The following is a 13,698-nucleotide window of genomic DNA, read 5'->3' on the forward strand; positions in this document are numbered from 1 at the left end:
CCCCGCGCGGGGGCACCACACAGCCCCTCACCGCACCGGCGCGTCCTCGATCATCACCCTGCCTTCGCGCCGCGGATCGTAACCGCCGTCGAGCATCCCATTCCGCACGATCACACCGTGCACGCCAGAATCCTCCCCCTGCCCCGCCCGCACGTCGACGCCGCGCGCCAGCAACCCGGCGCGCACCGCGGAGGAGAACCGGTCCGCCTCCCCCTGAAAACTCCCGCCGCGCGCGATCAGGTTGGGCAGCGCGATCGCCTGCTGCATCGGCAGTTTCCAGTCGATCGCCGCGACCAGCGACTTGCCGACATAGGCGAGGATGGCATTGCCCCCCGCCGACCCGATCGCGCCCGCGAACCGCCGGTCGGCGTCGAGCAGGATCAGCGGCGTCATCGACGATCGCGGTCGCTTCCCCGCCGCGACGGCATTCGCGGCCGGACGCCCGGCGGCATCGCGCGGCGAAAACGCGAAGTCGGTCATCTGGTTGTTGAGGAAGAACCCGTCGACCATCCGCCCCGACCCGAAGATCGATTCGACCGTCGTCGTCATCGACACGACATTGCCCTGCGCATCGCCGACGATGAAGTGCGACGTACCGACCGGCTCCACCTGCCGGTCGTTCGCCGCGACCGGCGCTCCCGGGGGCGTGCCGGCTTCGGGCGGCGGCCCGGCAGTCGCGCCGATCAGGCGCGCACGGCTGGCGACATAGGTGGGATCGATCAGCCCCGTGACGGGCACCTGCACGAAAGCAGGATCGCCGAAATAGCGGTCGCGATCGGCGTACATCAGCCGGCTAGCGGCGGCGAACAGGTACCACGCCTGCGCATCGTCGGGACCGCGTTCGGCGATGTCGGTCCGCTCCAGCAGCATCAGCAATTGCAGCATGCCCACCCCGCTGGCGGGCGGCGGCGGCACGCACACGGCATACACGCGGTACCGCCCGCACACCGCCTCGCGTTCGCTAGGCGTATACCGGGCGAGGTCGGCGAGCGTCATCGTACCCGCCAGCGGCCCAGCTTGGACGCGCGCTACGATCCGTCGCGCCGTCTCGCCTGCATACAGCGCGTCGGTCCCCTGCGCCGCCAGCCGCCCGAGGAACGTCGCATAGGCGGGGTTGCGCAACCGGTCGCCCGGTCCGACCAGCCCTCCGCCGGGCTTGGCGAAATAGGCCAGCACGTCGGGCGCGTTCGACTCCGGAAACGCGCCGCTCGCCAGGAACTTGCCCAGTCGCGGCGATACCACGAAGCCCTCGCGCGCGGTCCGCTCCGCATCCGTGAACAGCGTCCTCCACGGCAGCGCGCCATGCCGCTGCTGGACGAGCGCGAGCATCTTCACCGCCCCCGGCACGCCCGTCGCACGCCCGCTCAGCACCGCATCGCGGAACGGCAGCGGCTTACCGTTGTCATCGAGGAACATGTCCGGCGTCGCACCCGCCGGTGCCGTCTCGCGCCCGTCATAGACGACGACCTTGCGCGAGGCGGCGTCGTAATAGCTCATGAAGCCGCCGCCGCCGACGCCGGAGCTTTGTGGCTCCACCAGCGACAGCATCGCCTGCACCGCCACCGACGCGTCCGCCGCGCTGCCACCGCGCCGCAGGACAGCCATGCCGGCCTCCGTCGCCAGCGGGTTGGCGGCGATCACGAAGATCTTCGCCTTCGCGATCGGAGCGGCAGGCTGTGCGGCGGTGGCCGCCATTTGACGGTCGGCCGCGCAACCGGACAGGACCAGCGCGGCAGCGACCGCGATCGAACGCAATATCGATGTCATCGGACTGTCCTTAGGTGATCCGATCGCCGATGCGAATGCCCCTGTTAGCGCGGCGAGCGCCGGGATAGATGACGTCCCAAAGCCCCTCCCCTGACGAGGAGCGGATACCGCGCAGGAAAGGATGGCGATGAGCCGCACGCTGGAACACTTCCCCAACCTCGTGACGATGTTCTTCACGCGGGCGCGGGAGAAGGGCGATGCGCCGTTCCTGTGGGCCAAGAAAGGCGGCAAGTGGACCTCGACCAGCTGGGCGGAAGCGGCGCGTCAGGTCGCCAGCCTCGCCGCGGGACTGAACGCGATCGGGCTGAACCGCGGCGATCGCGTGATGCTGGTCAGCGAAAACCGACCCGAATGGTGCATCGCCGATCTCGCGATCATGGCCGCCGGCTGCATCACCGTGCCGACCTACACCACCAACACCGAACGCGATCACCTCCACATCCTCGAAAACAGCGGCGCGTGCGGCATCATCGTGTCGACCGCAAAGCTGGCCAAGGTGCTGCTCCCCGCCGTGCTCCGCTCCAATCAGGGGCAGACCGTGATCGGGATGGAGGAGATGCGCGCACCGGCCGGCTCGATCGACTTCCACCTCTGGCACGACCTGATCGCGAAGCATCCCGCCGATGTCGCGAAGGCAGAGGCGGCGGCGGACTTCCAGCGCGGCGACCTGGCCTGCATCATCTACACCAGCGGCACCGGCGGCGCGCCGCGCGGGGTGATGCAGCATCACGGCGCCATCCTGCACAACGCCAAGGGCTGCGCGACCGTGATCTCGGAGGATTTCGGCTGGGGGGACGAGGTGTTCCTGTCCTTCCTGCCGCTGTCGCACGCCTATGAGCATACCGGCGGCCAGCATTTCCCGATCGGCCTCGGTGGGCAGATCTATTACGCCGAAAGCCTCGACAAGCTCGCCGCCAATATCGAGGAGGTGCGCCCGACGATCATGTTCGTCGTGCCCCGCCTGTTCGAGGTGCTGCGCACGCGGATCGGCAAGGCGATCGAGAAACAGGGCGGCATGTCGTCCTATCTGCTCAGCAAAGCGCTCGACATCGGTGCGAAGGAGAGCGAGGGGCGCATGCGGCTGCTCGATCGGCCCGCGCAGTTGCTGGTGCGGACCTTGTTCAAGCCGAAGATTGCGAAGAAGTTCGGTGGGCGGATGAAGGCGATGGTGTCCGGCGGTGCGCCTTTGACGCCGGAGGTCGGGCTGTTCTTCCAGTCGCTCGGCGTCACGTTTCTACAAGGATACGGCCAGACCGAAGCCGCACCCGTCATCTCCTGCAACCGCCCCTCGGCCGGCATCCGCATGGACTCGGTCGGCCCCGCGTTGATCGACACCGAGGTGCGGATCGCGGAGGACGGCGAAATTCTGGTGCGCGGCGAACTGGTGATGCACGGTTACTGGCGAAACGAGGCGGAAACGGCCCGCGTCCTGAAGGACGGGTGGCTCCACACCGGCGATATCGGCGAGATCGACGATCGCGGCCGGATCAGGATCACCGATCGCAAGAAGGACCTCATCATCAACGACAAGGGCGACAATATCGCCCCCCAGAAGGTCGAGGGCATGCTGACTCTCCAGCCCGAGATCGGTCAGGCGATGATCGCCGGCGACCGGCGGCCCTACATGGTCGCGCTGATCGTGCCAGACCCCGACTGGACGCAGGAATGGTGCGCCAAGGGCGGCGGCACCTGCGACTTCCAGCGCTTGGCGGAAAACCCGGAATACCGCGCCGCGCTGATGGCGGCGGTAGAGCGGGTGAACAAGGACCTGTCGGTCACCGAACGCGTCCGCCGCTTCATCCTGGCGGACGGTCCCTTCACCATCGAGAACGAACAACTGACGCCCAGCATGAAGACGCGGCGACATGTACTGAAGCAGGTATACGGGGAACGGCTGGACGCGTTGTACAAGGGGTAGGCTGGCGCGTCGTGCAGTGCTGGCTTACTCAAAAACCATCCCACTTCGGCCTGCCGCGGCGAAGGCCGGGGCTCGGTTTCGGTGAGGCCAATGAGTGCCACCACGTGAGCGGCAGATAGGCCTCCCCCCAGGGGGAGGTAGCTGTGGGACGCACCGGGCGACAATGATAGGTGCTCCCGCGAAGGCGGGAGCCCAGTCACTGGGTCACCCCCTTCGCGGGGAAACATCAATCCGCCGTGCGGCTGGGTGCAACAGACACCGGAGGCGTTGGAGCAGCAACCACCCCGCCCCCCTTCGGCACCACCGCCAGCGTCCAATCCCGGTCCGGCCTCAGGTACCGCGCCGCGACCGATTGCAGGTCGGCCGGCGTCGCCTGCACCAGATCGGCCAACACCGTCCGCACCGCCGATATCCGCCGCGGATCATACGCGCCGCCACCCATCTGCGAGAGCCAGAACTGGCTCGACGTGGACGCCCGCATCAATTGCTGCTTCATCGGACCGACGATCCGTTCTAGCTCGTCCGCGGCGATCGGCGTTTTCACCAGATCGGCCGCGATCTCGCGCGACAGGCGGAAGAACAGGTCGACCTTGTCCGGCTCCACCTGCCCGATCGCCATGATCCGGCCGCCGGTCAGCCTGCCGACCGGCCATTGGCTCTGCACCGATGGGCTGTAGCTCGCGCCCGCCGTCTGCCGCAGCCGTTCGAACAACCGGTCGCCGAACACCTGCGCCAGAATGTCGAGTTGCCGGCTGGTGCGGACCTCCGCGATTCCGCCCCCCGTCGGCCACGCGATCACCGCCGCCGCCTGCGTCGCCGGGCCGTCATGCGTCAGCGTCACGGGCGTCGCGACATGCGCGGGGAAGCGTACCGGCGGTTTCTCCAGCGGCACCGGCTGGCGCGGCTTCATCGCGCCGAAACTCGCCTGCGCCGCGGCGATCACCTCGTCGACCTTCACGTCGCCGAACACCGACAGCTCGATCGCCCCCGACTTCATCAACGGCTTCCACAGCTTGCGGAACTTGCGCCGCGTCAGGGCATCGATCTGCTCCGGCGTCGGCGTCGCCCAGCGCGGGTCGCCGTCGCGCAACAACCCCTCCAGATCGCGCTGGAGCACCCCCGTGGGCGACGAACTCGCGGTCGCCTGCGCCGCCAGCGCTCCGGCCTTTGCACGCAGGATCGGCGCGCGGTCCCACCGCGGATATTCCAGCTTCGCCGCCATCAGCCGCAATTCGTCCTTGTAGTCGGCGGGCGAGGTCATCGCCGCCAGCAGGAATGCATCCTCATCGATCCCGAAGTCGAGGCCGATCCGCCGGCCCGCCGACAATTGCTCCAGATCGCCCTGATCCAGCTTGCCGACGCCCATCGCAACCAGCGCGAGGTCGGCCGCCCAGGCGTTGCTCGGCCGGTCGGTCGGCAGCGCGGCATAGCCGCTGCCGAACCGCGTGCGGACATAGACGCGGCCCGTCTCACCAGTGTTGGCGAAGATCAGCAGCCGCACGCCGTTGGCGAAATCGACCTGCTCCAGCCCCAGCTTCTCGATCGTCCGGCGCGACACGATCGCGGACGGCGCACCCAGCTTGGGCAGATCGTCGAAGGTCACCGCCGCCTGCACGCGCCGCTTGCCGATCAGGCCCGACACGTCCGCCTTCAACGCCGCGTCCAGCCGCGCGGTCGATCCGCCATCGGCGGTCGGCGTCGTCACGATCGCACGCGTGGCGTCGCCCTGAAAGATGCGGCGGGTCGACGCCAGCACGGTTTCGGGCGTGAACATCGTCTTGGCACGCGCATCCTTGAAGATCGCGTAGCTCGTCTCCGGCGACGTCGTCGTCTCGCGGATGTCGAGCGCGGACGCCATGTCGTCCGCCTGCTTCGCCCCCGCCTCGACCCGCGACGTCTCGACGATCGTCCGCATGACGGTATCGTAGTCGGCGAGTTCGCGGTCGATCTCGACCTGCGTCGGCGCGGTCGCCATCGCGTCGGCGATCACCGCGCGCACGTCCTTCAGCGCCGCTTCCCATTGTCCGGTGACGGGTACGATCTGGGTCGAGGTGACGTTGGCGGAGCGTGACTCGTCGTCGACCGACACCTGCGCCTGAAGAAAGCTGCCGCCGAAGCGCGCGCGCTGCTCCAGCCGCCGGCTGACGAGCCGCGCGGCAACGGTGTCGACCATCCGCTTCTGGTTGAACAGAATCGTGTCGTCCTGATATTTCCACGGCCGCAGCACTGCCGTCGCGACGATCGCGGGCATCCCCGGCTCGACCAGCGACGAGGTCGCCGGCTTCGTCGGATCGGGCTTGCCGAAATCGGGCGCCGGCACATCCGGGCCGATCGGCTGCCAGCCCGCGAAGTTCTTGACGATCAGGCGCGCGAACAGCGCCGGGTCCATGTCGCCCGAGACGATGACGACGGCGCGGCTCGGCCGGTACCAGCGGTCGTGGAACGCCTTCACCGTCGCGCCGGTCGCCGCGCCCAGCGTCTTCTCGGTGCCGATCGGGGAGCGTTCCGCCAGCGGTTGGCCCGCATAGAAGGTTTCGCGCAGCGCGTCGGCGAACTTCACCTGCGGCCCCGGCTGCTCGCGCCGCTCCGCCAGCACCACCGGCCGCTCGGCGGCGACGGAGGCGTCGCTCAGCACCGGCGCGGCCATCATGCCCGACAGAATGTGAAGCGACTCGTCCAGCCCCTGCTCGGTCGCGGCGGGCAGATCGAGCTTGTACAGCGTCTGCGTCGGCGTCGTCGTCGCGTTCGAATCCGATCCGAACGTCGCGCCCAGCCGCTGCCACACCCGCTTCGCTTCGCCGTCCGGCACATAGGCCGAACTGCGGAACGATAGATGCTCGATGAAATGCGCGAAGCCGCGCTCGCTGTCGGTTTCGTAGAGCGAGCCGACATCCATCGCCACGCGCACCGCGACCTGCCCCGGCGGCACCCCGTTCTTCCGAACTGCGTAGCGCAAGCCGTTGGGCAAGGTGCCGAACGACCAGGCCGGGTCCGGCGCGATGTCGCTGCCCTTGTAGAGCCACGCCGCAGTATCGACAGGCACCGCGGGGGTCGAAGGGTTGACCGCTGCGGGCGCCGCGGTGGGTGCCTTCTGCTGAGCCGAAAGGGGAGCCGTCAGGAATGCGACGGCCAGAGCGGAGACGCGGAACACGCGCGTGGGGAACGCCATGCCGGGTCCTTTAGCGATCGACGGTCCGCCCGCCAAACAACTAATCCTTCATTGCTCCCCACGAGCGGGGAGGATTTAAGACGCGCGCCGCTTGATCCCCCGCCCCGCGCGCGCCACATGCCGCGCATGTTGATCGAGACCGAAGCCACGCCCAACCCGGCGACGCTCAAGTTCCTGCCCGGCCGCATCGTCATGGATGCTGGCACGCGCGATTTCGCCACCCCCGAAGAAGCGGAGGTGAGCCCGCTGGCTGACGCCCTGTTCGGCCTCGGCGACGTGTCCGGCGTGTTCTTCGGCCGTGACTTCGTGTCGGTGACGCTTGCGCCCGGCGCCGACTGGCGCGACGCGAAGCCCGACGTACTCGGCCTGCTGCTCGATCATTTCTCGGCCGCGATGCCGCTGTTCCGTCAGGGCAGTGCCGGCTTCTCCGTGCCCCCCGCCGACACCGACTTCGCCGAAGACCCCGCCGATGCGGAGATCGTCGCACAGATCCGCGAACTAATCGAAACGCGCGTGCGCCCGGCGGTGGCGAACGACGGCGGCGACATCGTCTATCGCGGCTTCGACAAGGGCAAGGTCTTCCTGCAATTGCAGGGTGCCTGTTCCGGCTGCCCCTCGTCCAGCGCCACGCTGAAGCAGGGCATCGAGCAGCTGCTGCGCCATTATGTCCCCGAAGTCACCGAAGTGAGGGCGATCTGATGCCGGCGATCGACGACACGGCGCTCGACCAGCTCTTCCGCGAGGCGCGGACGTTCAATCACTACACCGACGAACCCGTGCCCGAGTCCGATCTTCACGCGATCTGGGACCTGATGAAGATGGGGCCGACCTCGGCGAATCAGCTTCCCGCGCGCCTCGTCTGGTGCGTCAGCGCGGAGGCGAAGGAGAAGCTCGCCGCCGCCGCCAGCGACACCAACGCCGACAAGATCCGCAAGGCACCGGTCAGCGTCATCGTCGGCATGGACAGCGAATTCCACGAGCATCTGCCCGAGCTGTTCCCGCACGCCGATGCGAAAAGCTGGTTCGATGGCAATGCCGAACTGCGTCAGGCCTCGGCGTTCCGCAACTCGTCGCTGCAGGGCGGCTATCTGATCCTCGCGGCCCGCGCGCTCGGGCTCGATGTCGGGCCGATGTCGGGCTTCGACGGCGGTGCCGTCGACAAGGCGTTCTTCCACGATACGCCGGCGGTGAAGACCAACTTCATCGCCACGCTCGGCCACGGCGACCGTTCCACGCTGCACGACCGCTCGCCACGCCCGGTGTTCGAGCGCTTCAACCGGATCGCGTGAGCGGCGAATCCGCGGCGCGTACGCTCGTCATCGAGACCGCCACCGCCGCCTGCTCCGTCGCGCTGATTGAGGATGGCCGCGTCGTCGCCGCGCGCCATGAAGTGGTCGGACGTGGCCATGCCGAACGGCTGGTGCCGATGATCGCCGAACTGCCGGACGGTGGCCGCGCGGCGCGCATCCTCGTCGATGTCGGCCCCGGCAGTTTTACCGGCGTCCGCGTCGGCATCGCCGCGGCGCGTGGCCTTGGACTTGGCTGGGATGCGACGGTGCGCGGCTTCTCCTCGCTCGCGATCGTCGCTGCCGCCGCATTGAAAGCCCAGCCGCGTCAACGGATTGCGGCGGTGCTGGAGGCGGGGCATGGTGAGGTCTTCATGCAGAGCTTCGCCGCCGACTTGACCCCGCTCGACGCGCCCGTGTCGCTGCCCCCGCTGGATGCGGCGGCGGTGCTCGGCGAAACGTTCGCGATCGGCAGCGGCACGTATCGCCTGCCCGATCACGTCACCGCCCGTGCCGATGCGCTGCCCGATGCGTCGGACCTGCTCCTGCTGCCGCCCGCGCTGGCCGACCTTGACCCCCGCCCGCTCTACGGCCGCGCCCCCGACGCCAAGCTGCCGACGAAGAAGGTCGTCGGGTAATGGCGACGCGCATCCTCTCGCTTCGCCACGGAGACGCGCGCGATGTCGCGACCGTCGATGCGCTGATGACCGCCGCCTTCGACCCCCGCTATGGCGAGGCATGGACGCGCAGCCAGTGCCTCGGCGTGCTGGCGATGCCCGGCGTTGTGCTGACGCTCGCCAGCTATGACGACGAACCCGCGGGCTTCGCGATGGTGCGTGCGGTCGCCGACGAGGCCGAATTGCTGCTGCTCGCGGTCGCGCCGAACCACCGGCACCGCGGCGTCGGCGGCACATTGCTGCGGTCGGTCGTCGCGGAAGCGCAGGGCCGCGGCGTCGTGACGATGCATCTGGAGGTGCGCGCAAACAACGACGCCGTCCGCCTCTACACCGCGAACGGCTTCGCGAAAGTGGGCGAGCGGCGCGGCTATTATCGGGGCGCGGACGGGCGACACCACGACGCCCATACCTATTCGCGCCCGCTTTAGCTTATTGCGAGTCGCTATCCCTTTTCGCAACAAGCGATAGGGTCTACATGACGGCCTCGTCCGAGAGGTTCTAAAAGTCATGGCGCGCAAGATCGATCTGGAAGCTCTCTGCAACGAGAAGGGCCTGCGCATCACCGAACAGCGGCGCATCATCGCGCGCGTCCTGTCGGAGGCGGAGGACCATCCGGACGTCGAAAAGGTGTACGAGCGCGCCTCCGCGATCGACAAGGGCATCTCGATCGCGACCGTCTATCGCACCGTGCGCCTGTTCGAGGAGGCCGGCATCCTCGACCGCCACGATTTCGGCGACGGCCGCGCTCGCTACGAACCCTCGCCCGAAGCGCATCACGATCACCTGATCGACGTTGAAACCGGCCGCGTGCTGGAGTTCGTCGATCCCGAACTGGAACTGCTGCAAAAGGCGATCGCCGAGCGCATGGGCTTCCGGTTGGTCGACCACCGCATGGAATTGTACGGCGTCAGCCTCGACAGGAAGGTCTGACCCGATCCCTGAACGAGCGAGGGAAGCGGGCGAGCGAATGAGCGGCGAGAACACATGAACACCCTCCGCCTCGCGCTCCGCCTCATTGCCCTCATCGCCGCACTGCTCGTCGCCCTCCCGCTGCACGGTATGTGGCGACTGTTCCGCGCCCGCTCGCCGTGGCCGCGCCGCTTTCTCGGCTGGTGCGCGCGCATCGTCGGCGCGAGGGCGCATGTCGTCGGCACCCCACTCGAACGCGACGCGGTGATCCTCGCCAACCACCTGAGCTGGATTGATATCCTCCTGCTCGCCGGCGCCACCGGCACAGCATTTGTGGCCAAGGGCGAACTCGAATCCGTGCCCTTGATAGGCTGGCTGTCCTCGCTCAACCACACCGTCTTCGTGGCACGCGGCCAGCGAATGGCCGTCGCAGAACAGGTCGAGCAACTCCGCCGAGCGCTCGCCGCGCCCTGGCCGGTGACGATCTTTCCGGAGGGGACGACGGGCGACGGCACCACGCTGCTGCCGTTCAAGCCCGCGCTGCTGGCCGCGCTCGATCCCCCGCCGCCGGGCCTGCGCGTCCAGCCGGTGCGGATCGATTACGGCGACGCCACATCCGACTGCGTGTGGGGCGACGAGTCCGGACAGGTGCACGCGCTCCGCGTCCTGCGCCGCCGCGGCAGCTTCATCGCGACGCTGAACTTCGCCGAACCCTTCGCCCCGGACGGCGGCCGCAAAATCGTCGCCGCCGAAGCGAGACGCCGGATCGAAGCCCTCTAGATCCTCTCTGGCACGGGGAGGTGGTGCGCCGCAGGCGTGACGGAGGGGCAGCCACGAGCCATCCCGCCCGCGGCCGCCCCTCCACCGCTTTGCGGTCCCCCTCCCCGTTTCGGGGAGGACCTGTTATGGGCCGCCGCATGAAGACCCCGCCCAAGACCTTCCACGTCAAGTCGTTCGGTTGCCAGATGAACGTCTATGACGGCGAGCGCATGGCCGAGTTGATGACCGCGCAGGGCATGACCGCCGCCGCCGATGCGAACGACGCCGACCTCGTCGTGCTCAACACCTGCCACATCCGCGAAAAGGCGACCGAGAAGGTCTATTCCGACATCGGCCGCATCCGCAAAACCGCCGGCAAGAGCGGCGGCGATCCGATGATCGCCATCGCCGGCTGCGTCGCGCAGGCGGAGGGCGAGGAGATCGTCCGCCGCGCCAAGGTCGATGTCGTGGTCGGTCCGCAGGCGTATCACAATTTGCCCGCCCTCGTGGCGCAGGCGGCGGCCGGCACCGCCGCGCTCGACACCGATATGCCGCTGGCATCCAAGTTCGGCCACCTGCCGGCGCGCCGCCGCGTCGGCCCGTCCGCCTTTCTGACGGTGCAGGAGGGATGCGACAAGTTCTGCACCTATTGCGTCGTTCCGTACACGCGCGGGGCGGAGGTCAGCCGGCCGTTCGCGGCGATCGTCGACGAGGCGAAGGCGCTGGTCGATGCCGGCGCGCGGGAGATCACGCTGCTCGGGCAGAACGTCAACGCCTGGGTCGATGCGGACGGCCGCGGCCTGCACGACCTGATCCGCACGCTCGACCGCATCCCCGGCCTCGCGCGTATCCGCTACACGACCAGCCATCCCAACGACATGGCGCAGGGTCTGATCGACGCGCACGGCGATGTCGAAAGCCTGATGCCGTTCCTGCATCTGCCGGTGCAGTCGGGATCGACCCGCATCCTGAAGGCGATGAACCGCAGCCACGGCCGCGACGATTATCTGCGCCTGCTCGACCGCGTCCGCGCGGTGCGCCCCGACATCGCGCTGTCGGGCGACTTCATCGTCGGCTTCCCGGGAGAGACGGAGGCGGACTTCGCCGACACGCTGAGCCTTGTCGATGCGGTCGGCTATGCGCAGGCGTTCAGCTTTAAATACAGCCCGCGTCCCGGCACCCCCGCCGCGACGATGACCGACGAGATCGCGGCGGACGTGATGGACGAACGCCTCCAGCGGCTTCAGGCGTCGCTCGGCCGCGACCAGCGCGCCTTCAACGAGGCGAGCGTCGGCCGCACCTGCCACGTGCTGGTCGAACGCGTCGGCAAGCTGCCCGGCCAGTGGCTCGGCAAGTCGCCCTGGCTGCAATCGGTCCATTTGATCGGCGATCACGCGATCGGCGACATGGTCACGGTCGAGCTCACCGGCGCGACCCAATCGTCGCTGTCCGGCTGCGTCCCGCACGCGCAGCCGCGTGAAATGTTAAACGTTCTTCATAATGTATTAACCGTGTAACAGACCGCGCCCACAGGCTTCCCAGACGATAAAACGGGGAGAAATCAATGCGATCCTTCATGTCCGCGGCTCTGTTCGCGGTCGCCGCCCTGCCTGGTGGCGCGGCGTCGGCCGACACGATCGAGGTCGTGTCCGGCCAGCAGCGTTCGTTCCAGCTCGCGGCCTTCGGACCGACCGGCCAGAGCTTCGTCGCGATCGACAGCAACCTGACCTCGTTCGGGTTCCAGTTCAACGCGCTCAACCCCGGCTCCGCCAACCTGCCCTTCACCTTCACCCTGCGGGAGGGAGCTGGCTTCGGCGGCGCGGTCGTGTCCACGTTCGACTTCACGCTGCCGACGTCGATCGATAGCCGCACGCCCACCTGGTTCGACTTCGACGTGACGGGCACCGATGTCACGATCGGCAATACCTACACCGCCATCCTGTCGAGCGGCTCGGCGCGCAACGGCGTCGTGATGGGACCCGACATCAACATCTTTACCGGCCAGGAACTGTCGGGCGACGCCTATCTGCCCGGCCGCGCCTTCTTCACCACGCCGGTTTATCCGAACTGCGCGATCACCGGCCATTGCGACCTCAACTTCCGCGTCACTGGCGTCACCTCCGTTGGCGCGGTGCCGGAACCCGCAAGCTGGGCGCTGATGATCGCCGGCTCCGGCCTCGCCGGCGGCGCGCTGCGCCGTCGCCGCGCCCCCGCATTCGCCTGAACCCCACCACCACCGACTGTAAAGGAACTCTCATGCGCTACACGATCGCTCTCGTCCTCGCCGCCCTGCCGTCCGTCGCCGGCGCGCAGGTGTTTCCGGTGCCCAACACGACCTTCGCGCTGAACAGCACGACCTACACGCAGGATTTCAATACACTCGCCGCCACCGGCGCGACGGGCACCGCCCTGCCGACCGGCTTCCAGGTCGCCGAAACCGGCAGCAACGCCAACACCAGCTACGGCGTCGGCACCGGCAGCAGCAACACCGGCAACAGCTACAGCTTCGGCAGCACGGGTAGCAGCGACCGCGCGCTGGGCAGCGTCGGCAGCGGCAGCATCACGCAGGTGCTGTTCGGCGGCGTCTTCACCAACGCGCTGGGTGCGACGATCACCGACCTCGCCTTCGGCTACACCGGTGAGCAGTGGCGCCTGTCCAACTCGCGCGACGACGGCCTGACGTTCCAGTATCTGATCGGCGCGACTGGCATCACCGGCAATGGCTGGACGACCATCACCGGCCTGAACTTCGCACCGCTGTTCGACAACGGCACGGCGACCGGCTCGGCGCTCAACGGCAACCTCGCCGTGAACCAGCGCGATCTGGCGGCGACGCTCAGCGGCCTGACGCTGCTCGACGGCCAGGCGTTCGGGTTCCGCTGGGTCGACGTCAATTCGACCAGCAGCGATCAGGGCCTCGCCGTCGACGACCTGTCGATCACCGCGACGACGCTGGCGGGCGCGGTGCCGGAGCCGGCGACGTGGGCGATGATGATCGGCGGCGTCGGGATGGCCGGTGGCGCGCTGCGCCGCCGTCGCCGCGCCGCGGTCTCCTTCGCCTGATCGTTTTCGGGCTCACGCCCAGCACGGGACCCGTCCGGCCACGCCGGGCGGGTCCTTTGCGTTAACCCCGATCAGGACAGGCGATCTTGCCGCTGTCCTAACCGCTCCCCATCTGCCAGTCTTGCCCAGCATGCCGAATCTCCCCTGCCC

At 68.3% G+C, this 13,698-nt stretch carries 12 protein-coding genes; 10 read left to right on the top strand and 2 right to left on the bottom strand.

From position 1 onward, the window contains the following. Positions 1 to 27 precede the first annotated feature (27 nt). A complete protein-coding gene (locus tag ILT43_RS04005) occupies positions 28 to 1,767 on the bottom strand; it encodes a gamma-glutamyltransferase family protein (RefSeq protein ID WP_204195053.1) in 1,740 nt (579 codons plus the stop codon). Between the two features lie 127 nt (positions 1,768 to 1,894). Between ILT43_RS04005 and ILT43_RS04010 the strand changes: the two genes are divergently transcribed. Continuing rightward, positions 1,895 to 3,685 (top strand): AMP-dependent synthetase/ligase, encoded by a 1,791-nt coding sequence (locus tag ILT43_RS04010; protein WP_204195054.1) that lies wholly within the window; start codon positions 1,895 to 1,897, stop codon positions 3,683 to 3,685. Between the two features lie 226 nt (positions 3,686 to 3,911). Here ILT43_RS04010 and ILT43_RS04015 read toward each other — a convergent pair whose 3' ends face one another. After that, positions 3,912 to 6,854, bottom strand: coding sequence for a M16 family metallopeptidase (locus ILT43_RS04015; protein ID WP_204195055.1), 2,943 nt, complete (start codon positions 6,852 to 6,854; stop codon positions 3,912 to 3,914). A gap of 126 nt (positions 6,855 to 6,980) precedes the next feature. On the opposite strand from ILT43_RS04015, the gene ILT43_RS04020 reads away from it, so the two are divergent. From ILT43_RS04020 to ILT43_RS04060, 9 genes are all read left to right on the top strand, one after another. Then, on the top strand, positions 6,981 to 7,553 hold the full coding sequence (locus ILT43_RS04020) for a NifU family protein (RefSeq protein WP_204195056.1): 573 nt from the start codon (positions 6,981 to 6,983) through the stop codon (positions 7,551 to 7,553). After that, on the top strand, positions 7,553 to 8,143 hold the full coding sequence (locus ILT43_RS04025) for a malonic semialdehyde reductase (protein WP_204195057.1): 591 nt from the start codon (positions 7,553 to 7,555) through the stop codon (positions 8,141 to 8,143). The genes ILT43_RS04020 and ILT43_RS04025 overlap by 1 nt, the downstream gene beginning before the upstream one ends. After that, the gene (gene tsaB, locus ILT43_RS04030) at positions 8,140 to 8,778 is read left to right on the top strand and encodes a tRNA (adenosine(37)-N6)-threonylcarbamoyltransferase complex dimerization subunit type 1 TsaB (RefSeq protein ID WP_204195058.1); all 639 of its coding nucleotides are present in this window, start codon (positions 8,140 to 8,142) and stop codon (positions 8,776 to 8,778) included. Before ILT43_RS04025 ends, tsaB begins: the two co-directional genes overlap by 4 nt. Continuing rightward, positions 8,778 to 9,245, top strand: coding sequence for a GNAT family N-acetyltransferase (locus ILT43_RS04035; protein WP_204195059.1), 468 nt, complete (start codon positions 8,778 to 8,780; stop codon positions 9,243 to 9,245). The genes tsaB and ILT43_RS04035 overlap by 1 nt, the downstream gene beginning before the upstream one ends. Positions 9,246 to 9,324: 79 nt before the next feature. Beyond that, on the top strand, positions 9,325 to 9,747 hold the full coding sequence (locus ILT43_RS04040) for a Fur family transcriptional regulator (protein WP_204195060.1): 423 nt from the start codon (positions 9,325 to 9,327) through the stop codon (positions 9,745 to 9,747). A gap of 54 nt (positions 9,748 to 9,801) precedes the next feature. Next, positions 9,802 to 10,506, top strand: coding sequence for a lysophospholipid acyltransferase family protein (locus ILT43_RS04045; protein WP_204195061.1), 705 nt, complete (start codon positions 9,802 to 9,804; stop codon positions 10,504 to 10,506). Positions 10,507 to 10,631: 125 nt separating this feature from the next. After that, positions 10,632 to 12,002 (top strand): tRNA (N6-isopentenyl adenosine(37)-C2)-methylthiotransferase MiaB, encoded by a 1,371-nt coding sequence (miaB, locus tag ILT43_RS04050; protein WP_211534354.1) that lies wholly within the window; start codon positions 10,632 to 10,634, stop codon positions 12,000 to 12,002. Positions 12,003 to 12,049: 47 nt separating this feature from the next. Continuing rightward, complete coding sequence (locus tag ILT43_RS04055; RefSeq protein WP_204195063.1) at positions 12,050 to 12,709, top strand: PEPxxWA-CTERM sorting domain-containing protein; 660 nt, start codon at positions 12,050 to 12,052, stop codon at positions 12,707 to 12,709. 32 nt (positions 12,710 to 12,741) lie between these two features. Then, the gene (locus ILT43_RS04060) at positions 12,742 to 13,548 is read left to right on the top strand and encodes a PEPxxWA-CTERM sorting domain-containing protein (RefSeq protein ID WP_204195064.1); all 807 of its coding nucleotides are present in this window, start codon (positions 12,742 to 12,744) and stop codon (positions 13,546 to 13,548) included. Positions 13,549 to 13,698: the final 150 nt, after the last annotated feature.

The organism is Sphingomonas longa (assembly GCF_016892685.1).
Classification (GTDB): domain Bacteria; phylum Pseudomonadota; class Alphaproteobacteria; order Sphingomonadales; family Sphingomonadaceae; genus Sphingomonas; species Sphingomonas longa.